The sequence below is a fragment of the Nocardioides sp. AE5 genome (genome assembly GCF_031844485.1).
Classification (GTDB): domain Bacteria; phylum Actinomycetota; class Actinomycetes; order Propionibacteriales; family Nocardioidaceae; genus Nocardioides.
This window is the reverse complement of sequence record NZ_JAUZVI010000010.1, coordinates 99,109-120,765: the sequence shown is the minus strand read 5'-3', so window position 1 is coordinate 120,765 and position 21,657 is coordinate 99,109. Positions and strand designations below refer to the sequence as shown.

General features: G+C 68.9%; 21 protein-coding genes. 9 read left to right on the top strand and 12 right to left on the bottom strand.

What is annotated here, in order from left to right:
- The first annotated feature begins 16 nt into the window (after positions 1-16).
- On the top strand, positions 17-1,663 hold the full coding sequence (locus Q9R27_RS14735; RefSeq protein WP_311253152.1) for a class I adenylate-forming enzyme family protein: 1,647 nt from the start codon (positions 17-19) through the stop codon (positions 1,661-1,663).
- Between the two features lie 156 nt (positions 1,664-1,819).
- On the top strand, positions 1,820-2,419 hold the full coding sequence (locus tag Q9R27_RS14730; RefSeq protein WP_311253151.1) for an ABC transporter substrate-binding protein: 600 nt from the start codon (positions 1,820-1,822) through the stop codon (positions 2,417-2,419).
- A 73-nt stretch (positions 2,420-2,492) separates the two neighbouring features.
- Here the strand turns inward: Q9R27_RS14730 and Q9R27_RS14725 are convergent, their stop codons facing one another.
- A complete protein-coding gene (locus Q9R27_RS14725; RefSeq protein WP_311253150.1) occupies positions 2,493-3,776 on the bottom strand; it encodes a DUF222 domain-containing protein in 1,284 nt (427 codons plus the stop codon).
- 321 nt (positions 3,777-4,097) lie between these two features.
- Here Q9R27_RS14725 and Q9R27_RS14720 point away from each other — a divergent pair, with 321 nt between their 5' ends.
- Positions 4,098-4,604 carry a hypothetical protein gene (locus tag Q9R27_RS14720; protein WP_311253149.1) on the top strand — a complete coding sequence of 169 codons (507 nt, stop codon included), beginning with the start codon at positions 4,098-4,100 and terminating at the stop codon, positions 4,602-4,604.
- Positions 4,605-4,815: 211 nt separating this feature from the next.
- Positions 4,816-5,049, top strand: coding sequence for a FitA-like ribbon-helix-helix domain-containing protein (locus Q9R27_RS14715; protein WP_311253148.1), 234 nt, complete (start codon positions 4,816-4,818; stop codon positions 5,047-5,049).
- 16 nt (positions 5,050-5,065) lie between these two features.
- On the opposite strand, the gene Q9R27_RS14710 is transcribed toward Q9R27_RS14715, so the two are convergent.
- The 5 genes from Q9R27_RS14710 to Q9R27_RS14690 form a co-directional block, all read right to left on the bottom strand.
- Positions 5,066-5,476, bottom strand: coding sequence for a nuclear transport factor 2 family protein (locus Q9R27_RS14710; protein ID WP_311253147.1), 411 nt, complete (start codon positions 5,474-5,476; stop codon positions 5,066-5,068).
- Positions 5,473-6,033 carry a nuclear transport factor 2 family protein gene (locus tag Q9R27_RS14705; protein ID WP_311253146.1) on the bottom strand — a complete coding sequence of 187 codons (561 nt, stop codon included), beginning with the start codon at positions 6,031-6,033 and terminating at the stop codon, positions 5,473-5,475. Before Q9R27_RS14705 ends, Q9R27_RS14710 begins: the two co-directional genes overlap by 4 nt.
- On the bottom strand, positions 6,033-6,887 hold the full coding sequence (locus tag Q9R27_RS14700; protein ID WP_311253145.1) for an LLM class F420-dependent oxidoreductase: 855 nt from the start codon (positions 6,885-6,887) through the stop codon (positions 6,033-6,035). Before Q9R27_RS14700 ends, Q9R27_RS14705 begins: the two co-directional genes overlap by 1 nt.
- A 168-nt stretch (positions 6,888-7,055) precedes the next feature.
- Positions 7,056-7,397: a DUF202 domain-containing protein gene (locus tag Q9R27_RS14695; RefSeq protein ID WP_311253144.1), complete on the bottom strand. Its 342-nt coding sequence runs from the start codon at positions 7,395-7,397 to the stop codon at positions 7,056-7,058.
- A gap of 20 nt (positions 7,398-7,417) precedes the next feature.
- Positions 7,418-7,765 carry a DUF202 domain-containing protein gene (locus tag Q9R27_RS14690; protein WP_311253143.1) on the bottom strand — a complete coding sequence of 116 codons (348 nt, stop codon included), beginning with the start codon at positions 7,763-7,765 and terminating at the stop codon, positions 7,418-7,420.
- A gap of 268 nt (positions 7,766-8,033) precedes the next feature.
- Between Q9R27_RS14690 and Q9R27_RS14685 the strand changes: the two genes are divergently transcribed.
- From Q9R27_RS14685 to Q9R27_RS14665, 5 genes are all read left to right on the top strand, one after another.
- Positions 8,034-8,927, top strand: a complete 894-nt coding sequence (locus Q9R27_RS14685; protein ID WP_311253142.1) for an IclR family transcriptional regulator — start codon at positions 8,034-8,036, stop codon at positions 8,925-8,927.
- A 195-nt stretch (positions 8,928-9,122) separates the two neighbouring features.
- On the top strand, positions 9,123-10,016 hold the full coding sequence (locus Q9R27_RS14680) for an alpha/beta fold hydrolase (RefSeq protein WP_311253141.1): 894 nt from the start codon (positions 9,123-9,125) through the stop codon (positions 10,014-10,016).
- Positions 10,016-11,782, top strand: coding sequence for an FAD-binding protein (locus tag Q9R27_RS14675; protein WP_311253140.1), 1,767 nt, complete (start codon positions 10,016-10,018; stop codon positions 11,780-11,782). The genes Q9R27_RS14680 and Q9R27_RS14675 overlap by 1 nt, the downstream gene beginning before the upstream one ends.
- Positions 11,783-11,900: 118 nt before the next feature.
- Entirely contained in the window at positions 11,901-13,085 is a 1,185-nt protein-coding gene (locus tag Q9R27_RS14670; RefSeq protein ID WP_311253139.1) for an acyl-CoA dehydrogenase family protein, read from the top strand.
- A 59-nt stretch (positions 13,086-13,144) separates the two neighbouring features.
- Positions 13,145-14,068, top strand: coding sequence for a VOC family protein (locus Q9R27_RS14665; protein ID WP_311253138.1), 924 nt, complete (start codon positions 13,145-13,147; stop codon positions 14,066-14,068).
- A gap of 234 nt (positions 14,069-14,302) precedes the next feature.
- On the opposite strand, the gene Q9R27_RS14660 is transcribed toward Q9R27_RS14665, so the two are convergent.
- From Q9R27_RS14660 to Q9R27_RS14635, 6 genes are all read right to left on the bottom strand, one after another.
- On the bottom strand, positions 14,303-15,844 hold the full coding sequence (locus tag Q9R27_RS14660; RefSeq protein WP_311253137.1) for an AMP-binding protein: 1,542 nt from the start codon (positions 15,842-15,844) through the stop codon (positions 14,303-14,305).
- Positions 15,831-16,628, bottom strand: a complete 798-nt coding sequence (locus Q9R27_RS14655) for an enoyl-CoA hydratase-related protein (RefSeq protein WP_311253136.1) — start codon at positions 16,626-16,628, stop codon at positions 15,831-15,833. The genes Q9R27_RS14660 and Q9R27_RS14655 overlap by 14 nt, the downstream gene beginning before the upstream one ends.
- A 64-nt stretch (positions 16,629-16,692) precedes the next feature.
- Positions 16,693-17,346, bottom strand: a complete 654-nt coding sequence (locus Q9R27_RS14650) for a hypothetical protein (RefSeq protein ID WP_311253135.1) — start codon at positions 17,344-17,346, stop codon at positions 16,693-16,695.
- Between the two features lie 49 nt (positions 17,347-17,395).
- Positions 17,396-18,157, bottom strand: coding sequence for an SDR family NAD(P)-dependent oxidoreductase (locus tag Q9R27_RS14645; RefSeq protein WP_311253134.1), 762 nt, complete (start codon positions 18,155-18,157; stop codon positions 17,396-17,398).
- A 228-nt stretch (positions 18,158-18,385) separates the two neighbouring features.
- Positions 18,386-19,183 carry an SDR family oxidoreductase gene (locus Q9R27_RS14640; protein ID WP_311253133.1) on the bottom strand — a complete coding sequence of 266 codons (798 nt, stop codon included), beginning with the start codon at positions 19,181-19,183 and terminating at the stop codon, positions 18,386-18,388.
- The gene (locus Q9R27_RS14635; protein ID WP_311253132.1) at positions 19,173-21,647 is read right to left on the bottom strand and encodes a penicillin acylase family protein; all 2,475 of its coding nucleotides are present in this window, start codon (positions 21,645-21,647) and stop codon (positions 19,173-19,175) included. Before Q9R27_RS14635 ends, Q9R27_RS14640 begins: the two co-directional genes overlap by 11 nt.
- Positions 21,648-21,657 lie beyond the last annotated feature (10 nt).

Genomic DNA, 21,657 nt, shown 5'->3' with positions numbered 1-21,657 from the left:
CTTTGGAGGAACCACGATGACCCCCCGCGACGCGGCACTGGCCCGCCTCACCGCTGCCGGCCAGCGCTTCGAGATCCGGCGAGAACCGGTGCACGGCATCTCGCTGCCGGTCTTCCGGAACCGGCACCGCTCGCTGGGCGAGCTGCTCGAGGCTTCACTGGCGTTCGGCGATGCCGACTACCTGGTCACCCGCGACTCCCGGCTCACTTTCGCCGAGCACCATGCGGCCGTTGCCGCACTGGCCACCGCCCTGCGCGACGAGTACGGCGTACGCCCGGGCGACCGGGTGGCGCTGTGCGGTGCCAACTCGGTGGAGTGGCTGCTCGGGTTCTGGGCCACCGTCGCCGTCGGTGGTGTTGCCGTCGGAATGAACTCGATGTGGGCACCCGATGAACTGCGCCACGGGCTCGACCTGACAGCCCCGAAGGTGCTGATCGCCGACGGGCCGCGCGCCGCGCTGCTCGGCGCCGACATGGGGGCTCCGGAGGTCCGGACCGGCGATGTGGATACGGCGCTGATCGGCATGGAGACGGGTGTTGCCGAACTGATCGCCCGCCACCGCGGCGCCGCCATGCCGCGGGTCGACGTGGACGAGGACGACCCGGCAGTCATCCTCTTCACCAGCGGCACCAGTGGTCGCTCCAAGGGCGCCACCCACTCGCACCGCAACGTGCTCTGTGCGGTCTGGTTCCACCTGCTCAACGACGCGATCGCCGCGGACCTCGGTTTCCCGCAGGCGGATCGCCGTTTCCTGCTGGCCACGCCGCTGTTCCACATCGCCGGGCTGCACAACCTGGCCGTGGTCCGGCTCGCGGTCGGTGACACCGCGGTGCTCCACCTCGGCCGGTTCGACATCGACGCAGTTTTGCGGCTGATCGCCCAGGAACGGGTCACCAACTGGGGTGCCGTGCCGACGATGCTCTCCCGCCTGGTCGAGACCGACCTGTCGCCCTATGACCTGGGCTCGTTGCGCACCCTCTCGATCAACAGCGCCCCCTCCGCCGCGGCGTTGAAGGCCCGGATCCGCGAGGTGCTGCCGGCTGCCGGGGGCGCCATGGGTACGACGTACGGGCTCACCGAGTCCTCCACCGCCGCCACCCTGGCCAGCGCTGCCGACCTGGCCCGCGATCCCGACTCGGTCGGCCGGCCGGTGGTGAACCTGGAGGTCGAGGTGCGCGACGACGACGGACGCGTTGTGCCCGAGGGCGTCGAGGGCGAGGTCTGCCTGCGTGGCGCGCAGATGATGCTCGGCTACTGGCGCAACCCCGAGGCGACCGAGGAGGCCCGGGGCGGCGACGGCTGGTTCCGCACGGGAGACCTGGGCTCGATCGTGGCCGGGCACCTGCGGATCGCGAGCCGTCGTTCGGATCTGATCCTGCGCGGTGCCGAGAACGTCTATCCGAGCGAGGTGGAGAACCAGATCGCCGCCCACCCGGACGTGATGGAGTGCATCGTGCTCGGCACGCCCGACGCGGACCTGGGTCAGGCCGTTGCCGCGGTGGTCGTGGTCCGCGAGGGCAGCGACGTCGACGAGCATGCGTTGCGCGCGCACCTCGAGCCGCGGCTGGCGCGCTACAAGACCCCGACCCGGTGGGTGATCACCACCGACCCGCTGCCGCGCAACGCCACCGGCAAGGTGAACCGGCGCGAGGTCACCGTCTGACGGTGGGGCGACGGCGTACGACGCGGACCAGCTGGATCGTGCGTGCCAGCCGGGTCAGTGCGCGCCAGCGTTGATCAGCGCGGACCAGCCGGATCAGCGCGCGCCGCTCCACCCCGGGAACATCGCCCGGCTGACCTGGCGGGCAGCCCGGGCCACGTGCGGGGCGAGCGCATCGAGGCGCAGGTGTTTGCCACCTGGCACACCGACGTCGAGCCGCTGCCCTTCGACCCCGACCGCGCCCGGGAACTGCTGGACGAGGCCAAGGCCGACGGGTACGACGGCAAGATCACCTGGCTCGACGGTTCCGACCCGGCATCGCGCGCCACCGCCCAGGCCGCCAAGGGATTCCTGGAGGCCGTCGGCTTCGAGGTCGACCTGGACCTGGTCGCCAACGTCCAGGAGCAGATCGTCAAGGTCGCCGTCGATCGCAGCCATGACGTTGCCGGTTGGGGCATCAGTTGGCGCGAGGCCGGCCCCTATGGCCGGATGTTCGCCACGCTGCACAGCCAGGGCAACCTGTCGGCCGGCATGCCCACCTCGCCCGAGATGGATGCGCTCTTCGACGAGTTCCAGGGCGCGGAGAGCGAGGAGGACCAGCGCGAGGTGATGGGTCGGATCCAGGCGCAGTGGAACGAGCAGGTCCCGGCGCTGATCCTCAGCCCGACCTTCGAATACCTGCTCTGGTCCGAGGACCTCCACGGCGTCGTGGAGAGCACCAACTCGATGGTGCTGCTGCACGAGGCATGGATCGGCTGATCAGGCTCCGTCCACTGATCGGCCCTGGGTTGAGCGCGGGCGTGAGGTCACTGCGGTGGCCTCACGCCCGCAGCTAATTTCGCCGGTGGAAGGTGATCATCCCGTTGCCCGCCGACCTGCTCCGATAGCGCGGATCGTGCATCAGTCGGTGATGGTGCGGGCAGAGCAACCGTCCGTTGGTGAGGTCCGTCGCGCCCCCGCGGGACCACTCGATGTCGTGGTGGGCGTGGCAGACCCGCGAGGGCATGCCGCACCCCTCGGCCGTGCAACCCTTGTCGCGCAGCGCGAGTGCCCGGAACTGGGCGGTGCTGAAGAGGCGTCGGGTCCGACCCAGGTCGAGCACCTCGCTCGAGCCATCCAGGACCGCGGGCAGGATGCCGGACCTGCAGGCGAGGCGGCGAGCCTCGGCTGCGCTGATCCGGGTGCCGTCCTCGAGTGAGGCAACCCCGAGTTCCTTGCGCAACTGGGACAGGTCGATGGTGACGTTGAGGGCGACCGTGCTGCCGGCGTGGCTGGGCAGTCGGTCTGCGGGGAACGATTCGATGAGCTCCATGAAGGCGTGCCCCATCCGCTCCGGCGTGATCGCCGGTCCGCTGCGGCGATCGCTGTGCTGGCCGGTTGCTGCGCCGTCCTGGTGACCGGCGTCCGTGGGTTCCGGGTCGTCGCGCCGGGGATCGGCGAGGGCCAGGATCTGCTGGCGGAGGAGTTCGCCGTGGAGGGCCGGGATGTTGAACCTTCCCCACACACGGCCCTTGCCATCGTTGGTGAGGGTGATCCGGGCGGTGGCGTTGGCGTGCCGCTCTTCGCGCTCCAGGCGCTTGCCTTCCTCCTCCTCGAAGCGGTCGGGGTCGATCACCTCGAGGATCCGCTTGCCGAGGATGCGGAGTGCACGGGCATCGTGCTCGCGGGCACAGGAGAGGAGGTGGTCGCGCGCCTTGGTCCGGGTCCCGGGGTCGAGATCGTCGGGCAGGTCCTCGACGGTCTCGATGATGACCTGGGCCTGATCTGTCCGCAGTTCTCCGTCGAGCAGTGCGGTGGCGACCACGGCGTACGTCGGGTGGGCGAGGTGGTGGCCGAACCGGAGGCGCCGGCCCGCGTCGCCGCGGGTGAGGTTCGCGCGACGGGCCCACCAGTGTGCCGTGTGCCGGGACCCGTCGCTGTCCCCGAGGCGCCGCTGATCGGCAGCAGCGGCGATCCGTGCAGTGGCCACGGAGAGGCGGTCGGTCAGGGCAGTGCACTGGTCGAGGAGGTGCGTGATCTCGTCGTCGGCCAGGGGTGGGAGCGAGAGGTCGGCGAGTTCGGCCAGGTCGCTGTCGAGGCGCTCGAGCACGCGATGCGTGTGGGGGAGCGTGGTCATCGGGCCGAGGCCTCCTCTCAAGCGGTCGACCCCGGGGCAGGGTCGCGCGTTGGTTGGATGCCCCTGGGGCCCAGGTCGCCGGCTGCGTTGGGAATGGCCAGAGGGGAATGCACCCGCCGCGATCCGTGGAGCTGGAGTGCAACGGGCCCGACGCCGAAACCCACCGCTGGCGGGCGACACCTCTGGGAAGTGCCGGGTCCGTATCCCTGAGCGCCGGGATATTGGATCGAACTTGTGTTCGATTCTAGTGGGTCGATGTCGTGGTCACAAGGCTTTCGGGCATCCAGTTCTGGCGCATCTGTATGGCGGTAGGTCTTGGGCATGAACCCGAAGCGATCGCCCCTGGCCGGGCTCCTGATCGCTGCGTTCGTGTTGGTCGGATGCAGCAAGGGCGACGGGCGCGACGGCCCGATCTCCGCCGAGGCGGTCGCGGTGATCATGCTCGACCACCTCGACGTACTGCCCAACTACACCCTCGGCGGACAGAACGCGGAGCACGCCGAGCGCGTGGGGGCGGTGTTCCGGGTGCACGGCGAGACCTGGAATGACGGTGAGGTCCTCTCCCTCGACGTGGATCGCCCCGACGCCGACGCCGTGGACTGCGCTGCCCTTGCTTCGGCGGCAGGGTGCGAGGTCACCGAGGACGGATCGCTGCTGATCGCCTGGTTCGATCCGGAGCCCCTCGGCAACGGACTGGTCCGCATCGTCGACCTGCGGGACGACGCACGCGTCGAGCTTGCCTACAGCGCCGTCCGCCCCGCGGGCGATCCGCGTGGAGCAGGAACTGGGCATTCCCTGGGAAACCTTGATGGACCTGGCCACGGATGATCGGCTGGGCCCGACCACCACGGCCGAGGTGTTGCGCGAGGCCGTCGAGTTCGAGTGGTCCGAGCCGCCGGTCTATGACGACGAATGATGCGGATGCGCTGATGTGATCATCGGGTGAATTCCTTGTCAGCAGGTGACTGGAAGTCCACCCCGTTGTCGGGTGCCATCGCGGGCGAGCGAAAATCATGCAGGGCAGCGATACCCTGCTTGTGTGGCAACTGTGCTGATCCGCAACCTCGATGACGCTGCCTACGCAGTCCTGCGTGAACGGGCCGCGGCATCGGGGCGCTCGTTGCAGGAGTACCTCCGCATCAATCTTGAGCGGATGGCCGTCGAGCCGACCGTTGAGGGGGCCATCCAGCCAGCCAAGGTCGATATCCCGAGGCAAGCAGCGCTGACGATGGACGACATCGTGGAGACCCAGCGCGCGGGGCGCGCGCGTTGATCCTCCTGGCCTGGCCTCAGGGGCGCAGGACCGCGAAGTCACCGAGCATGATCTCCATGGTGAAGCGCCGGTAGGAGAGCTTCCAGCCCTCGGGCGTGCGCACCCACCGGTCGTCGTACTCACCCATGCATTCGAAGAACTTGCCCTCCATCTCACCGGCTCCGGCGTGGTAGACCCGGGCATAGGTGAGCGAGTGGGCGGTGTCACCGTCGATGGTGACCCGGTGGTTGCCGAGCAGGTGCTGGCTGGGGCCGCAGCCCCCCAGGTGGTCCCGGGTCTGGGCTGCGATCGCCGCCGCGCCGTCCGTGCCGTAGCCGTGGGCGTCGGGCAGGAACGCTGCCTCCAGCGCAGTGAAGTCACGCTGGTCGAGCATCGCGGCCACGTGCGCCAGTTGTTCGATGATCTGGGTGCGGTCGTCGGTGCTCACGGTGCTGTTCCCTCCGGTGCCTGTGCGGGTTGGCCCATGGCGCCGCGGCGCAACAACTCGGGTGCCTCGGGGCGCCCGTCGAGGACCCGGCTGGTACGCCGCGTGGTCACCCACCCCTGGTCGCTCCGGGCGAGTTCGAAGTGGTGCGCGGTCGCCCGGCGTACGACGAACTCCGGCGCCGCTGCCTCGGGATCAGCGCTGGCTTCCCCGCGGCGCCCGACGAAGCGACCGCCCTGGTTGACCACCATCAGCGAGTGACAGACCGCGACCGCGGTGTCGCCGGTGATGGTGACCTTGGCCGGGCCGAGGAAGTGGGCACAACCGGCCTTGATCCAGTGCTGGTGGCCCGTGGAGTGGACCATGGAACGGACCTGCTCGCGGTTGGTCATGGTGATCTCGTCGACGTCGTAGATGCCGTCCTCGCTCCACAAAGCGGCGACCTCGTCAGCGGCCCCGGAGTCGACGAGGGGCCCGTAGCTGGCGATCATCTCGGCGATCGCCTGCTTGTCCTCCAACTCCTGCAGGCGTGACTCGAGTGCGGCCAGGCGGTTTTCCATCAGAGCTCTCCTTCGATCGCGGCCAAGGCCTCGAGTTGTTCGCAGTAGTGATCCGCCGAGGTCGCGGCGATGGTCGCGCTCACCACAGTGGCCCCAGCAGCCAACACTCGGGCCACCTTGTCCCGGGTCTGCTCGGGCTCGCCGATCGGGTCCAGGGGGCGACCCGTGCCGAGGACGACCTCGAACCCCTCGGGCAGATCGGACGCGCCGAGCATCCGGGCCAGGTCGCCCAGGGAGAGCCCGAACGGCACCCAGCCGTCGCCGAGCTCGAGTGCGCGGCGCAGGGAACGGGGGGTGCGTCCGCCGATCCAGAACGGCAGGTGCTCCTGGACGGCGTGCGGCTCGACGACGAAGTCGTCGAAGTCGAAGTGGGGGCCGTGATAGCTGGGCTGGCGCTTGCCGAGGCTGGCGCGCAGTGCGCGCAGGGCGTCGTCGGCGATCTCCCCGCGCCCGGCGAAGGTGGCGCCGACCAGGTCGAACTCCTCCTCCAGCGAGCCGACGCCCAGTCCGAGCACGACGCGTCCGCCGGAGACCAGGTCGAGGGTGCCGTAGCGCTTCGCGATCTCCAGCGGGTGGTGGTAGCCGAGCACCAGCACCTGGGTGGCCAGGCGGATCTGCGTGGTGTGGGCGGCCAAGTGGCTCAGGGTGACCAGCGGATCCCAGTACGTCGCGCCGCGCTGCTCGGCGATCGCGGTCGGGACGGCGACGTGCTCACTGCAGGTGAGGTGGTGGAAGCCGAGCCGGTCGGCGGTGGTCGCGATGGCGACGAGTTCGGCGACGCCTGCGTCTGCCTCCCACTCGGCGTGGGAACCTGGGTTGGCGGTCACGATCGGGCTGGTGATGCCGATCCGCATGGATCCTCCTGGCGTTGACGGCGAGCGCGTGTGTGGCGCTGCGTGGAGCCTGTCAGGGCCGGGTGGCAGGTGGGACGGGGTTCCCGCTCACCGGAAGGAGGGCGTGCTGGCTGCTGGCTGCTGGCCGCCGGGCCGTGGGTGGTCCTGGCCCGGATCGACCGGCCGGCATCACGTGAGCAGGAGCAGTAGTTCGCCCGCGGCGATCAGCACGGTCGCCACTGTCAGGGTGAGCCCGGCCCGACCGCCGCGACCACGGATGCGCTCGCGCTGGCCGGTGCTGTGCCGATAGCGCAAGGAGGCCTCGAAGAAGATCCAGGTCCCCAGCATCGCGGCGACCACCAGCAGGGCGAGGGCGGCGCGGCCGTTGTCGTCGATGGCCAGACGGGCCATGATCGCGGCGCCGGCGGTCAGGGTGAGCGCGGTCCGCTGCCAGGCCAGCGCGGTGCGCTCGTTGGCGATGCCGGGGTCGTAGGGATCCGCGACGGGTTTCGGTTGCCGCTCGATGCTCACTGGTTCGCCCGTACGCCGGCTCAGCGCAGCCCGGTCATCACGATCACCGCGGCCGCGATCACGACCAGGGTGAAGATCGCCCCGAAGCCGAACGAGGGCAGTGGCTCGGCGCACCGGATCGCCCGCTCGGCGAGTGCCCACCGGATCCATGAGGCGATCGCGGTGCCCATGCCGGTGCAGACCAGCAGGAAGGCCAGAGCGGTCTGGCTCGACGCAGACATCGACAGGTCGACCACGTCGACGGCGACCCCGGCCGCCAGCAGGGCGAGCGCGGTGCGGATCCAGGCCAGGAAGGTCCGCTCGTTGGCGAGGCTGAACCGGTAGTCGGGCTCCTTGCCCTGCGCGTAGACCGAGCGTGGCCAGCGCATGCGTCCCATCCTGAGCGTCCTTCCTCCCGCCGAGATCTGCGGCAGTGCCTGTCCGACGATCTTGCCACCCGCGTCGCGGCGGACCCTGGCGGGGCGGAGGAGCAGGGATGGGCCGGCGGTGCCGGCCATCGAGCGATGCGGCGCCGCCCCACCCGCCGGAGCTTCGACGGCCCGATGCCATTTCGTGATCTTGGGACCTTGTCAGCGTGGCGCCGGTCACCTAGAATTCATTTCAGTTTTGGGGATCCGACACCGCCGAGGAGATGCCATGTCTGCAGTCGAGAGCGTCGAAGCACCACGGGCCACCGGCCGGGAGCTGCCGCCGTCCATGGTCGAGCGGATGACCCTGATCCTGGATGCCTTCCGCGGCCCGACCACCCGCCTGACCCTGGAACAGGTCGCCCGGGTCACCCACCTTCCGCGCTCGACCGCGCACCGGATCCTCGACCAGCTGGTCAAGCTCGCCTGGCTGGAGCACACCAGCTTCGGCTACGCGCTCGGCTCCCGCTCCCTCAAGCTCGGTGACGCCGGCGACCGCGGGGCCAACGATCTGCGGGCGGAGGCCGCCCCGATGCTCCACGACCTGATGGTCCGCACCGGCCTGGTGGTCCACCTGGCCGTGCTCGACGGCGACCAGGTGCATTACCTCGACAAGCTCGGCGGTCGCTTCGCCGGCGCCGTGCCGTCCCGGGTCGGTGGCCGCGCCCCCTCGCACTCGACCGCACTGGGCAAGGCGATGCTGGCCTGGCTCGAGCCGGAGGCCGTGGACGAGATCGCCGGCGACTCGCTGGCCCGCTCGACCGATCGGACCATCGGCGACCTCTCCACGTTGCACCAGGAACTGCACCGGATCCGTGGCCGCGGCGGCCTCGCCTTCGAGCGTGGCGAGTGCTTCCCCGACATCGCCTGCGTCGCTGCGGCAGTGCGCGGCCTGGACGGCCCGGTCGGCGCGATCTCGCTGGTCGGCGACGCCAAGGCTCCCCTGGAGCGGGTCGCCCCGCTGGTGGCCGCTGCGGCACGCACGATCTCCCACACGCTCTCCCCTGAACTTGCCCAGGCCAGCCGTGCCCGCCGGCGTACCGCCGCGGCAGCATCCGCGCAGGCCTGGCCGTCCGAGGACGCGGGCCGACTCGTGGCTGTCGGCCAGGGCAGTTGGGCCTGACCTGGATTCGTTCAGCCCGAGCTTCATCAAGCAGGGCTTCGTCGAGGCGGCGTCAGCTGACGCCGCCTCGACGTGATTTCGCGTCAACACGTGTCGCCTCGGCGTCGTACGGCGTCAACTCGTGCCGGCTCGGAGGCCTCCCGGTGATCGGGATCGAGACGCTCACCGGTGGGCGGGGAAACCTAGCGTGCAGGGGTGAGCGAACTGACTGACCTGACCCGCGAGGGCACCCTGCGTGAGCTCGAGACCGAGCACGGCACCCTGCGCTACCACGAGGCGGGTGATCCGGCCGCGCCCCCGCTGGTGATGCTGCACGGCTCCGGCCCCGGCGTCTCTGCCTGGCGCAACTACCGCGGCAACCTGCCACTGTTCAGCCAGCACTTCCGCTGCCTGGCCCTGGAGTTTCCGGGTTTCGGAGTCAGCGACGACACCGACCTGCACCCGATGGCGGCCGCCTTCCCCGCGGTCGGCACCTTCCTGGACGGCCTGGGCCTGGACCGGGTCCGGATGATCGGCAACTCGATGGGCGGCATCGTGGCCAGCCGGTTCGCGGTCGCCCAACCAGACCGGATCTCGCACCTGGTCACCATCGGCGGCATCGGGCGCAACATCTTCAGTCCTGCACCCGGCGAGGGGATCAACCTGCTCACGGACTTCGTCGAGGATCCCACCCGGGAGCGTCTCGTCGCGTGGCTCAACTCGATGGTCTTCGACCAGTCACTGGTCACCGAGGAGCTGATCACCGAGCGTCTCGAGCTCGCTCTCGATCCGGAGACCCTGGCCGCCTCCAAGCGGATGTATGGCCGCGGCGTGCTGGCCGCGATGGCGAAGATGGCCGAGAAGTCCCCGGAGCCGCCCCCATGGGCGATGTTGCACAAGATCAAGGCGAAGACCCTGATCACCTGGGGCCGCGACGACCGGGTCAGCCCGGTGGACATGGTGCTCCTGCCGATGCGCACCATTCCCGACGTCGAGGTGCACATCTTCCCCAACTGCGGGCACTGGACCATGATCGAGGCCAAGGCTGCCTGGGAGTCCACCGTGCTCTCGTTCCTGACCCGCGACCTCGAGCAGGACGGCCAAGGCTGATGGGCCTCGAGTCGAAGGGTTCCGCGTCGATGGCCCCCGGACCGATCGGCGCCGAGGGGTTGTCGTGCGCCGAGCAGTACGACGAGGAATACGACCTGGTCGTCGTCGGCTCCGGCGGCGGCGGGATGACCGCGGCCCTGGCGGCCCACGACGCCGGGCTCACCGCACTGGTGGTGGAGAAGGCGAAGAAGTTCGGCGGCTCCACCGGCATCTCCGGCGGCGGCATCTGGATCCCGAACAACCCCACGCTGCGCCGCAAGGGCCACGACGACTCGCGCTCCTCGATCCGGCGCTACCTCGACGTGCTGACCGAGGGCAAGGTCCCGGCCGCCCGCCTCGACGCCTTCGTCGACTACGGCCCGGCCACCATGGAACTGCTCGAGCGCTCGAAGTGGATGAAGTTCGCCTGGACCAAGGGGTACGCCGACTACCACCCCGAATACGAGGGCGGTCGCCCGCTGGGCCGGTCGATCGAGCCGAAGCCGTTCGACACCCGCAAGCTCGGCGACGACGAGCAGTTCCAGCGGCCCAACAGCATGAAGGGCCCGCTCGGCCTCTGGGTCACCGCGAAGGACTACCACGACCTGGCCATGGTCAAGCGGACCTGGCGCGGCCGGTGGGCATCCGTGGTCGCGGCCTGGCGGGTCTCCTCCAACGTGGTCCGCCGCCGCCACATGTCCACCGGCGGCCGTGCCCTGGTGGCGCGGCTGAGGATGGCACTCAAGGACGCCGGCATCGAACTCCGGTTGCGCACCGCGATGACGGACGTGATCACCGAGGGCGACGGCCCCACGGCCCGCGTGGTCGGCATCGTCACCACCGACCGCGACGGCGCCGTACGCCGGATCCGCGCCCGCCGCGGTGTCCTGCTGGCCTCCGGCGGGTTCGACCACAACCCCGAGATGCGCGAGGAACACCTGCCCGAGGGCGGCCGGGCCAACCACAGCCTCGGGGCCCGGGAGAACACCGGTGACGGCATCCGGCTGGGCCAGGAACTGGGCGCGGCGATCGACCTGATGGACGACGCGTGGTGGATGCCCTCGGTCGAGCACCCGGCCGGCGCCACCATCCCGCTGGTCTCCGAGCGCGCCATCCCCGGCCACGTGATCGTCGCCGGCGACGGCAAGCGATTCACCAACGAGGCGGCGCCGTACGTCAACTTCGTCCACGACCAGTTGGCCGGCAAGCACCTGCCTGCCTGGTTCGTGATGGACGCGCGTGCCCGGGCCCGTTATCCGTTCGCGCAGATCCTGCCCGGCGCCCCGATCCCCAAGGCGTTCTATGAAGCGGGGATCGCGCACAAGGCCGAGACCCTGGCCGAACTGGCCGGGCAGATCGGCGTACCGGCGGATGCGCTGGAGGCCACCGTGGAGCGCTTCAACGGGTTCGTGGCCGCCGGCAAGGATGCCGACTTCGGGCGCGGCGAGAGCGCCTACGACCACTACTACGGCGACCCGACGCTGCCGAACCCGAACCTGGACCGGATCGACAAGGCGCCGTACTACGCGATCCGGATCGTTGTCGGCGACCTCGGCACCAAGGGCGGCCTGGTCACCGACGAGCACGCCCGGGTGCTGCGCTGCGACGGCTCGGTGATCGACGGGCTCTATGCCACCGGCAATGCGACCGCCTCGGTGATGGGCAACGAGTACGCCGGGCCCGGCGCGACCATCGGCCCCTCGATGGTCTTCGGGTACGTCGCCGCGCGGCATGCGGCATGCGGCATGCGGCATGCGGCATGCGGCCGGCGTGACGGATTGACCTGACCGGCCGGGCGGCGGCGCGGGCTGGACCCGCCGCGGTCCCGATCAGCGGGAGGCCACCGCCGCACGGGGCGCCCGCAGGGCTGAACTGGAACCACACGACACAGAGAAGAGACCACCCATGACCAACCCCGTGCTGGACGCAGTCGAGAAGCACGCCGAGGAGATCGCCGCCCTCGGCCCCGAGAACGAGAAGCTCGGCAAGCTCACCGACCGGGCGGCCGAGATCCTGCGCGAGACCGGCGTGATCCGGATGCTGCAGTCCGCGAAGTACGGCGGGGCCGAGGCGCACCCGCGCGACTTCGCCGAGACCGTGATGCGGATCGCCTCGCTCGACGGCTCCACCGGCTGGGTGGCCGGGATCGTCGGCGTGCACCCGTGGGAGATGTCGATGATGCCCGCGCAGTTGCAGGAGGAGATCTGGGGCGCCGACCAGGACACCTGGATCGCCTCGCCCTATGCGCCGATGGGCGTGCTGCGCCCGGTCGAGGGAGGCTACATCTTCAACGGTCGCTGGCAGTTCTCCTCGGGCACCGACCACTGCGACTGGATCTTCCTGGGTGCCTTCCTCGGCGACGCCGACGGCAACACGATCATGCCGCCGAAGAACTACCACGTGGTCCTGCCGCGCTCGGACTACGAGATCGTGGACGACTCGTGGGACGTCGTCGGCCTGCGCGGCACCGGCTCCAAGGACATCATCGTCACCGACGCGTTCATCCCCGAATACCGCGTGGTCGAGTTCGCGAAGTTCCTGGACGGCTCCCAGCCCGAGGAGTTTGCCCCGGCCGACCCGGCGTACCGGGTGCCGTTCACCACTGCTTTCCCGCTCGGCATCACCTCGGCCGTGATCGGCATCGCCGAGGGCGCACTGGCTGCGCACCTGGCCTACCAGAAGACCCGGGTCCAGATCACCGGCACCAAGGTGAAGGACGACCCCTATGTGCTCTATGCGATCAGCGCTGCTGCCGAAGAGATCAAGGCGTCGCGCACCGCGATGCTGGACAACGTCACCCGGCTCTACGACAAGGTCGCGGCGGGGGAGACGGTGACCTTCGCCGAGCGCGCCGCGTCACGGCGTACCCAGGTCGCGGCCGCATGGCGTGCGGTGCGCGCGATGGACGAGGTCGTGGCCCGCTCCGGGGGCAACGGACTGCGGATGGACAACCCGATCCAGCGCTTCTGGCGCGACGGCCACATGGGCCTGGCGCACGCGATCCACGTGCCCGGCTCGGTCTTCCACGCCTCGGCGCTGCTCGACATCGAGGTCACCCCGCCGCCCGGCCCGATGCTCTCGATGATCTGAGCCACCCGGCTCCCCCTTCCCCCTTGCCCGCAGCCCACGACGAACCGAAGGACCCCGTGATGACCACCCAGATCCGCGCACTCGGCTACCTCAAGGTGCAGTCGCGCGACATCCCCCGCTGGCGCGAACTGACCGTCGACTGCCTGGCCATGCAGGAGACCACCGGCCCCGAGACCGATGGCCTCTACCTGCGGATGGACGAGCGGGCAGCCCGCCTGGTCGTCGTGCCCGGCGATGTCGACCGGGTGCTCGCCGTGGGGTGGGAGGTCCGCGACCAGTTCGCCCTGGCTGCCGTCGGCCGCGCGGTCGAGGCGGCCGGATACGGCGTGAAGGTGCTCAGCCAGGACGAGTGCGACGAGCGCCGGATCGAGGCCGGGATCTTCTTCGAGGACCCGGCCGGCACCCCGGTCGAGATCTTCTTCGGACCCGTGCTGGACCACAGCCCGGTGCTGACCGGCCACGCCCAGAAGTTCGTCACCGGGGACCAGGGGATGGGCCACGTCGTGCTGCCGACGACCAACGCCGAGGAGACGGTGGCGTTCTACGCCGAGGTGCTCGGCTTCCTGCCGCGCGGCGCGATCCGGGTCGGTGGCCCGAACGCTGCCGGGCCGCCGCGCCGGGTCCGGTTCCTGGGCGTCAACCAGCGCCACCACAGCCTCGCGGTCTGCCCCGCGCCGCACGGCGAGGCGCCCGGCCTGGTCCACCTGATGATGGAGGTCGACTCGCTCGACGCCGTCGGCCAGGCGCTCGACAAGGTCAACAAGGCGGGCTTCTCGCTCTCCTCCACGCTGGGCCGCCACACCAACGACAAGATGGTCTCCTTCTATGTCCGGGCTCCTGGCGGCTGGGACCTGGAATATGGCACCGAGGGAATGCTCGTCGACGAGACCTGGTACACGGCCGAGGAGATCACCGCGGACTCCTACTGGGGCCATGACTGGTCGGGCTCCGAGCCGCTGGCGGCGTTCACCCCGCCGCAGTAGGACGACGTACGACGGGGTCCGACGTGCGACGGGGCCGACGTGCGACGGGGCCGGTGCTCCGGGCGTACGCCGTCAACGGCGCGCCGCGACGTACGCGGTGACTGCACGGCGTACGTCGTATCGAGTGGTCACGCAAGAACACCTGTGCGGTGGCTCGATGATTCCAGGGACCGCCACTCGCCTGCAGCTCCTCCCGTGCCGTGTACCTGATTCCGCCGGATACGCAGCTCAAGTTCATCGATACTCGGCGCGGAGATCTCGTTTGAGGACCTTCCCGACGGAACTGCGAGGAAGGTCGCGCACGATGATCCTCTTGGGTGCCTTCACACTTCCCAAAGCCTGCTTGCACAGATCGATCAACGCCTCCGAGGCGACCTCTGATCCGTCAATGAACTCGACACAAGCAGTGACGGCTTCACCCCAATAGGGGTCAGGCACACCGATGACAGCACAGTCCCGAATTTCGGGGACGGACAGCAGGACCCGTTCGACCTCGCTGGGGTAGACGTTGAACCCTCCAGTGATGATCATGTCCCGTTCGCGGTCGACGATGTGGACGAATCCGTCAGCGTCCATCTTCCCGAGGTCGGAGGTCCCGAGCCATCCGTCACCGCGATCCACACTGGCCGTCTCCTCGGGTGATCCCAGATAGCCGATCATCCTCAGATCGGTGCGGACCGCGATCTCACCGACCTCACCGGGTGGAAGCCGACTCCCAGATCGATCGAGGATCGCAACCTGGGCAATCAGCGACTCCCGACCAGCACTGGCGAGGCGACTGGCCTTGGTGGGGTCCGTGAAGGCCTCTTCGTGGTCCTGCGGGCTCATGAAGGTGCACAGCATGGGTGCTTCGGACTGTCCGTAGAACTGCGTCATCACCGGCCCGAAGACACGGCGTGCCTCCAGGAGCTTGTCGGTGGACATGGGAGCGGCTCCGTAGAGGAAGTACTTCAGGGAGGAATAGTCGTGCTGTCCTGCTGCGGGGTGCGCCAACATCGAATAGATCGCGGTCGGGGGAAGGAACAGCCGGGTGACCCGGAACCGTTCGATGTCGGCCATGATGCTGGCCACGTCCACGCCCCGGTGGATCACAGTGGTCCCGCCCTGCATCAGGACCGGAAGGGTGAGGGCGCCGGCGGCGTGGGTGAGGGGCGCGGCAGCTAGTTGGACCGGCTGTTCGTCCGGCATGTGTGCCAGGAATCCAAGCGTCTGCGTCATCAGGGCGCGATGGGGGATGATGACCGCCTTGGGGCTGCCGGTCGTTCCTCCGGTGCCGGCCATCCAGGCCGGGTCCTCACCGCCGGCACGGGGCTGGGGGACCCGACAGCCCACCGGCCCCAACAGCTCGTCGAGGACGGCGTCGTCGCAGTCCACGTCACCGGGGACGAGGCGGATGCCCATCAGGTCGTGCTGCAGAGCTTCTCGGAGTGCGGCCACCTTGGCACCCAGAACCGGTTCGTAGAGGAGGACCCGGGCCTCGGTGAGTTCCACGAGTGGAGCCATCTCGGAGGCTGTCGAGCTCGGGTTGAGCGGCACGTAGACGGCATCGGCCCGCGCCACCGCGAGCATCGTCATCAGTGCAAGCGGGTGATTGCCGCTCAGCACACCGACTCGGTCACCGGGTCCCACGCCGGATCGGAGCAAGGCAGCAGCGATGCGGTGGGTCATCTCGCCCACCTCGTCGTAGGTCCAAGAGGGCGATCCGTCGGTGGGGCGCAGACACATTCGGTCGGGATGGTGTGCCCAACCCTTGTCGATGGTGTCAGTCAAGTTCATAGTGCACACCTGCCGAATAGGTGGGCGTGCGTGCCTCCGTGGTAGCGGCGAGCGCCTCGCGTGCCTCCGGCAACCCCGCCATCTCACAGGTGAGGCTCTGCTCGAACCGGTAGGCCTCCTGCAACTCCATGAACTCGATCTCGTTCAGCGCATGCTTGGCGAACCGCAGCGTGGTCGGACCGTGCCGGGCAACCTGTCGGGCACGACGGAGCGCTTCGTCCTGGAGTTCCTCGGGGGCGGCCAGGGCCACGACACCACCCAGTCGGTGCATCTCCGAAGCCGGGATGGGCTCGGCGGAGAAGTAGGCCCACCGGGTCATCGGCTGCCCGATCATCCGGGACAGGTGGGCTGCCCCTCCCATCACTCCCACGGATACCTCGGGGACACCGAAGCGGGCGTTGTCGGCGGCGATCACGAAGTCGGCGGATGCGGCAATGGCCAATCCGGTTCCGAGGGCGCTCCCGTGCACGGCGGCGATGACCGGGACTGGGCACTCCTGGATGGCGAAGAAGGCTGCACGCACCCGACGCATCCGCCCAGGCGCATTGGCCGGGGTCATCGTGGTGAACTCCTCGAGGTCGTTGCCGGCGCAGAAGTGCCGGCCCTCCCCGGAGAGCACCACCGCACGTACGTCAACGCCAGTCGAATCCACGTTCCGGAAGAAGTGCTCGATCTCGCGATACATCGGTTGGTGCACCGCGTTCACGGGGCCACGGGAGAGGGAAACCAAGACGATTCCCGACGCGTAGCGAACTTTCAGAAATTCGTAGTGGTGCTGGGTCATGCTCGCTCCTTGTGATCAAGGGGTGACTGTTACCGGAAGGGCATTAGGGCCCCCGGATGGGGCCTTATCTGAGGGGTGAGTACGGCAACGGCGTTGCTTCGACGAACGTCCAGGGGTCGCGCTCGGAGGCGGTGGAAGCGGTGAGCGCCTCCACCTCGGCGGCGAACGCCTCTAGGGTCGGTGCGGCGCCGATCAACCGAGTCGAGCCATGATCGCCGAAGAGGGTGTCGTAGGCGATGTGCACCGGAGTCCCGGTGCTGGCGAGGTCGTGAACGGCAGCAGCCACAACCGGCCTGACCGTGGCTGCTCCTGTGATGCCGTAGCGGGTGGTGGCGATCACGTGGATTTCCGCGTCGGGGCCGTCTCCACGCGGGTCGCGAGCTGATCGCTCACCCCGGGCGATCACGGGGCGCACGGTCCGGGTGTAGCGGATGTCTGCTCCGGTGATCCACGCATAGAGCCCGTTGTAGGGATGATCGGCAGGTAACTGGGCCATCTTCCGTCCGCTTGCGGTCAGCTCTGCCAACCCGGCGAGCGGCCCGTAGAGATGGAGCAGGAGGGGGCCTTCCGGGTCCGCAACGGCCCAGGCTCCGGTCAGGCCCAGCCCGGAGGACATCACGACAGGAAGTTCGACCTCTGCGAACTCCTGGGTGAACCGGTCGACCGTGACGGGGTCGCCGACTGGGAAGCGGACGAGCCCTTCAACGACGAAAGTCATGGTGTGTCCTCCAGGGGATCGATACGTGGAACACGGAGAGAAGGCGACACTACTGGTGCATCCTCATCCCGCCGTCGATGCGAATGCAGTCAGCGTTGAGGTAGTCGTTCTCCACGATGTGCTGCACCAGGCGTGCGAACTCCTCCGGCGCCCCAGCGCGCGCGGGATAGACGAAGTCTCGCTGGCGCTGCTCCTTGATCGCGTCCGACAGCGCGGCGTACATCGGCGTCTCGAACACGCCCGGCGCGATGCTCATCACCCGGATGCCCCACGGGGCCAGGTCGCGGGCCATCGTCTGGACGAGCGGCACCAGTGCACCCTTGGTGGCGGAATAGGCGGAGACCCCGAGACTCCCGTCGAGGGCTGCGATGGAGGAGATGTGGATGATGACGCCTCTACCCGTGGGATCGTCGGGATTGCGCGCCATGCACTCGGCTGCTTGCCGTGACACGTCCAGGGCGCCGACCAGATTGAGCTCCGTGACCGATCTCCATTCCTCGAGGTCAGTCATCGTGCCGCTGCGCGAGAGCACTCGACGAGGCGCAGACCCGCCCCCAGCGCAGTTGACCAGGACCGCCAGCGGGCCGATCGCCGCCGCGTCCTCGATCGCTCGTGCCAGGTCTTCGGACCGGGTGAGGTCACCGACCACGGTCGCGGCGATGGGGACCTCGTCCGCCATGCGCCGCAAGCCGTCGGCGTCGCGGTCGAAGGCAACGACGCGAGCTCCCAGCCCGGAGAAGTGCCGCGCTGTTGCGGCTCCCAGCCCGGAGGCAGCTCCGGTGATGAGCACCACCGAATCGTCGATCAGCATGGGGCTTCCTTTGAGTCGCGACGGACAGGTGAGAACGCGTTGTCCCGGACTCTAGGAACACCGAGCGCCTCTCGGAACTATGGAGAACCCTGCATTTAGCGATCCGCCTCAAGCGGTTCGGTGATCTCGTCGCGTGTGGTGGTCAGAGCGGACTCCGCGCAGCCGCCCGGGGCAGTTGCCGAGCAGGCCCCTGTCGCCGGCAGGGTGGCGTCGGTGAGTCTTGCCGGATCAGTCCTCGAGCCGGAAGTCGTAGGTCGAGGTGAGGCCGCCGTCGGCGACGATCGCTGCACCGGAGATCGCAGAGGCGAGTGGGCTGCCGAGGAAGATCAGCAGATGCGCGATCTCGAGCGGGCTGAGTAGCCGTCCTGCCGGCGTCACGCCCTCGAGTCGGCGCCTGGCCGCATCCGGGTTGGACGATTCGTTGAGGTGCTGTCGCAGCAGGGGGGTGTCGATCGCTCCGGGACAGACAGCGTTGATCCGCACTCCGTGACGGGCATGTTCGACCGCCGCAGAGCGGATCATTTGGAGGAGTGCCCCCTTGGATGTCGCATAGGCGCTCATCCGATCCTCGGCGAAGAGCGAGTCGACGCTGGCCACGGCCACCACCGATCCGTCCCTTCGCTCGGCCATCGCAGGCACGAGCCGCTGGATGCCATGAAGCACGCCCAGGGCGTTGACCCTGAAGAGCCGCTCAAAATCTTCGGGCGGTGTAGTGGCGAGGTCCCTCACCACGATGGCGCCAGCGCAGGTGATGAGCCCGGCCGCTCCGTCGTCACTGAGGCGACCCACAAGGTCCACTACACGCTGCCAGGTCGCGGTCTCGGCGACATTCCCCGAGACATGCCGGTCCTGCGGTGCAGGAGACGACGCGGCGAGATCGACCGTGACCACCTCTGCGTCGAGCTGCAACAGCAACTCCGTCACCGCCTGCCCGATGCCGGAGCCGGCACCGGTGACTACATACGGTCTGGACCTGTCAATGGGGACCGCCAGCTGAGCCATGCCATCTCCTGCTTCAACGGTCATCGGACGAGTCAGCCTGACGTTCTTGATCTGCGGTCGATGAAGGTCGCCGCCGTTGAGAGGTGTTCGGACCCATTGAGAATCCTCCTTGGCGCTCGTCCCGGCCCGGCACGAGGAGGATGCGGAGGGCGGTGTCCTGTTCGACCAGGTTGCGCGAGTAGAGAAGGGGGAATGAATCCCCGGCGGCCCAGGGAGCGAAGAGGTTCCGGTGGAACGGGCTGCGCGGATCTCCGGACTGCCCGGGTGCGTTCATGGCCAGGGACCGGTCCCAGTCGCCGACGTCGAAGGCGAAGCGGACCGTGGAGCCCAAGGTCTGACGGAACTCGTCGTCATAGCCGTTCACGCCCACGGTGCTGGGCGAGCCCGCACGTGCCACCGGCTGGACCTGCAGCCACGATTCATCCAGGGTCCCGGACAGGAGTGAGCGCAGCGGGTGGTGGGCCGCAGTGTGGCTGAGCCGACCCCAGGTCCAGGGCTCTTCTCCGTCCTCGGGGCCGAGGAGTCCGGTGATCTCGTCGTGGGTGGCCGTCAGTGTGGACTCCACCAGATCGGCGAGCTTCGCACCATCGAGGCCGAGATGGACAGGGGCGGCCTGTAGGAGCGCCACCTCGGTGCGACGGTCGTCGACCATGTGGGGGGTCCGCATCAGGAAGCGGACAGCACGGTCCATGTCGATCGCGCGGTCACTGTCGGAGAGCGGTTCCTGTTGCCGATGCTCGAGATGCGCACGCCACAGCGCCGGCCGCAGGTGGCGACGGAACCAGACTTCGAAGATGAGGGCGGCCCGTGATCCAGCATCCATCCGATGGTCCCAGTGCAACAGGTCCACCAGTCCCGGAACCGCTGAGGGGCTCCGGAAGGGCAGTGCCGCGATCACGGAGAGCAGGTCCCGGGCAGGCAGGCTCAGCGTGTCGCTCTGAAGCCGGAAGTGATCCGCGACGTCCCCGTCGTCCAGCTGCGACAGCACCTCATCGAGGCGTCCGTGGCGGTCCGGAGGTGACCAGAGGAAGCCGATCCCATCGTGCAGCGGGTGGTTGTCGGGCACGCAGAACTCGTTCGCTGTGGCGATCCAGCCGCGCTCGGGATTGAACTCGGACGGCAGCTGGTCGGATCGATGGAAGCCCGCCCATTCGTACCGACCGTCTCCCGGCACAGGGAGCATCCCGTCCCAGTTCGGTCGGATCGGGACGAATCCGGCCGGCTTCCAGCCGATGTTGCCGCTGGTGTCGGCGTACACGTGGTTCTCGCCCGGAGTTCCCCAGCGCGTCAAGGCGGTGAGGAATCCATCCCAATCGCTCGCCTGCATCAGCTCCAGGCTGCCCACATAGGGGGCGCCCCCGGGTTCCAGCCAGGCCACGCGTGCGGCACAGGCCAGGTTCGCGTCCTCGTCCTGGTGGATGACCGGGCCGTGTCGGGTGAATCGGAGCTGGATCTCGCGATGCTCTCCACCGGGCAGGCTGATCAGGTCCTGGTGCAGCTCGAAGGGCTCCCATCGGTCCTGGTAGCGGTAGGACTCCGGGTGGTCCGGCGAGGTCTCGTAGACGTAGAGGTCCTCGTAGTCGATCATGAAGACGGTGTAGCCGAACGCGATGGTCCCGTTGTGGCCGATGCTGATCCCCGGCAGGTGCGGCTCTCCCGCGCCGATCACGTCGAAGTCGGGGCACGAGAGATGGCTGATGTACCGGAGCCCGGGCAGTGAGGTGGTGTCGCGGTGAGGATCGTTGGCCAGGATCGGCCGGCCCGTCCTCGTCCTCTCGCCCGAGACGACCCAGTTGTTGCTGCCCTCCGACCGGGGGCCACCGGCCCTCGTGCCCTGCGCACGATCCAGGGGCAGCGGGCCGACGGCGCGCGCGAAGTCCCCGACCATCGCGGGAGATAGGAGAGTGAGGTCGAGGCCGTCAGGGACGGTAATGTCGAGCGCTGGCTCACGGGGTTGACGCAGGTCCTCGACAGCGCTCCCGAAGGTCTTCAGTGTCAGCGCTCGGACCATTTCCTCGCCGAGGTTGAGGTGCACGCTCTGGCTGCGGATGCGCACCACGTCGGCGGGGTCCCACTCCCCGGGTCTGTAGTCCAGGGCGGTGAACTCGGGAGGCAGCAGTTCAGGCTGTTCTTCGGTGAGGCGGATGAACGCGTTGACTCCCGCCGTGAAGGCTTTGCAGGTGCGCTCCGTGTCCGGACCGTATGCCGCCCATTCGGCGGCCATGGGGCCGCGATACAGGAAGAGTCTCGCGGCGCGGTCGGTCTCGACGTACTCCTCACCGAACACCTCGGCCAGGAGTCCGAGCCCCCGCCGTCGCCAGAAGTCGATCTGCCACAGGCGGTCGCGGGCCACGTTGAAACCCTGGGCCAGGAACACGTCGTCGCGCCCCTGCGCATAGATGTGCGGTACCCCGTGCGAGTCGACGAGCACCCGTGCGGGGTCCTGCAGTCCGTCAACGACGTAGGTCCGCTGTCCCTGGTCGGTCATCGGTCACCTC

Coding starts and splice junctions, on each gene's coding strand:
- Q9R27_RS14665 (WP_311253138.1), top strand. CDS start 13,145: ATGACCACCCAGATCCGCGCACTCGGCTACCTCAAGGTGCAGTCGCGC.
- Q9R27_RS14705 (WP_311253146.1), bottom strand. CDS start 6,033: ATGGAAAACCGCCTGGCCGCACTCGAGTCACGCCTGCAGGAGTTGGAG.
- Q9R27_RS14655 (WP_311253136.1), bottom strand. CDS start 16,628: ATGACCCAGCACCACTACGAATTTCTGAAAGTTCGCTACGCGTCGGGA.
- Q9R27_RS14700 (WP_311253145.1), bottom strand. CDS start 6,887: ATGCGGATCGGCATCACCAGCCCGATCGTGACCGCCAACCCAGGTTCC.
- Q9R27_RS14650 (WP_311253135.1), bottom strand. CDS start 17,346: ATGACTTTCGTCGTTGAAGGGCTCGTCCGCTTCCCAGTCGGCGACCCC.
- Q9R27_RS14725 (WP_311253150.1), bottom strand. CDS start 3,776: ATGACCACGCTCCCCCACACGCATCGCGTGCTCGAGCGCCTCGACAGC.
- Q9R27_RS14670 (WP_311253139.1), top strand. CDS start 11,901: ATGACCAACCCCGTGCTGGACGCAGTCGAGAAGCACGCCGAGGAGATC.
- Q9R27_RS14645 (WP_311253134.1), bottom strand. CDS start 18,157: ATGCTGATCGACGATTCGGTGGTGCTCATCACCGGAGCTGCCTCCGGG.
- Q9R27_RS14635 (WP_311253132.1), bottom strand. CDS start 21,647: ATGACCGACCAGGGACAGCGGACCTACGTCGTTGACGGACTGCAGGAC.
- Q9R27_RS14690 (WP_311253143.1), bottom strand. CDS start 7,765: ATGCGCTGGCCACGCTCGGTCTACGCGCAGGGCAAGGAGCCCGACTAC.
- Q9R27_RS14685 (WP_311253142.1), top strand. CDS start 8,034: ATGTCTGCAGTCGAGAGCGTCGAAGCACCACGGGCCACCGGCCGGGAG.
- Q9R27_RS14675 (WP_311253140.1), top strand. CDS start 10,016: ATGGGCCTCGAGTCGAAGGGTTCCGCGTCGATGGCCCCCGGACCGATC.
- Q9R27_RS14720 (WP_311253149.1), top strand. CDS start 4,098: ATGAACCCGAAGCGATCGCCCCTGGCCGGGCTCCTGATCGCTGCGTTC.
- Q9R27_RS14735 (WP_311253152.1), top strand. CDS start 17: ATGACCCCCCGCGACGCGGCACTGGCCCGCCTCACCGCTGCCGGCCAG.
- Q9R27_RS14660 (WP_311253137.1), bottom strand. CDS start 15,844: ATGAACTTGACTGACACCATCGACAAGGGTTGGGCACACCATCCCGAC.
- Q9R27_RS14640 (WP_311253133.1), bottom strand. CDS start 19,183: ATGACCGTTGAAGCAGGAGATGGCATGGCTCAGCTGGCGGTCCCCATT.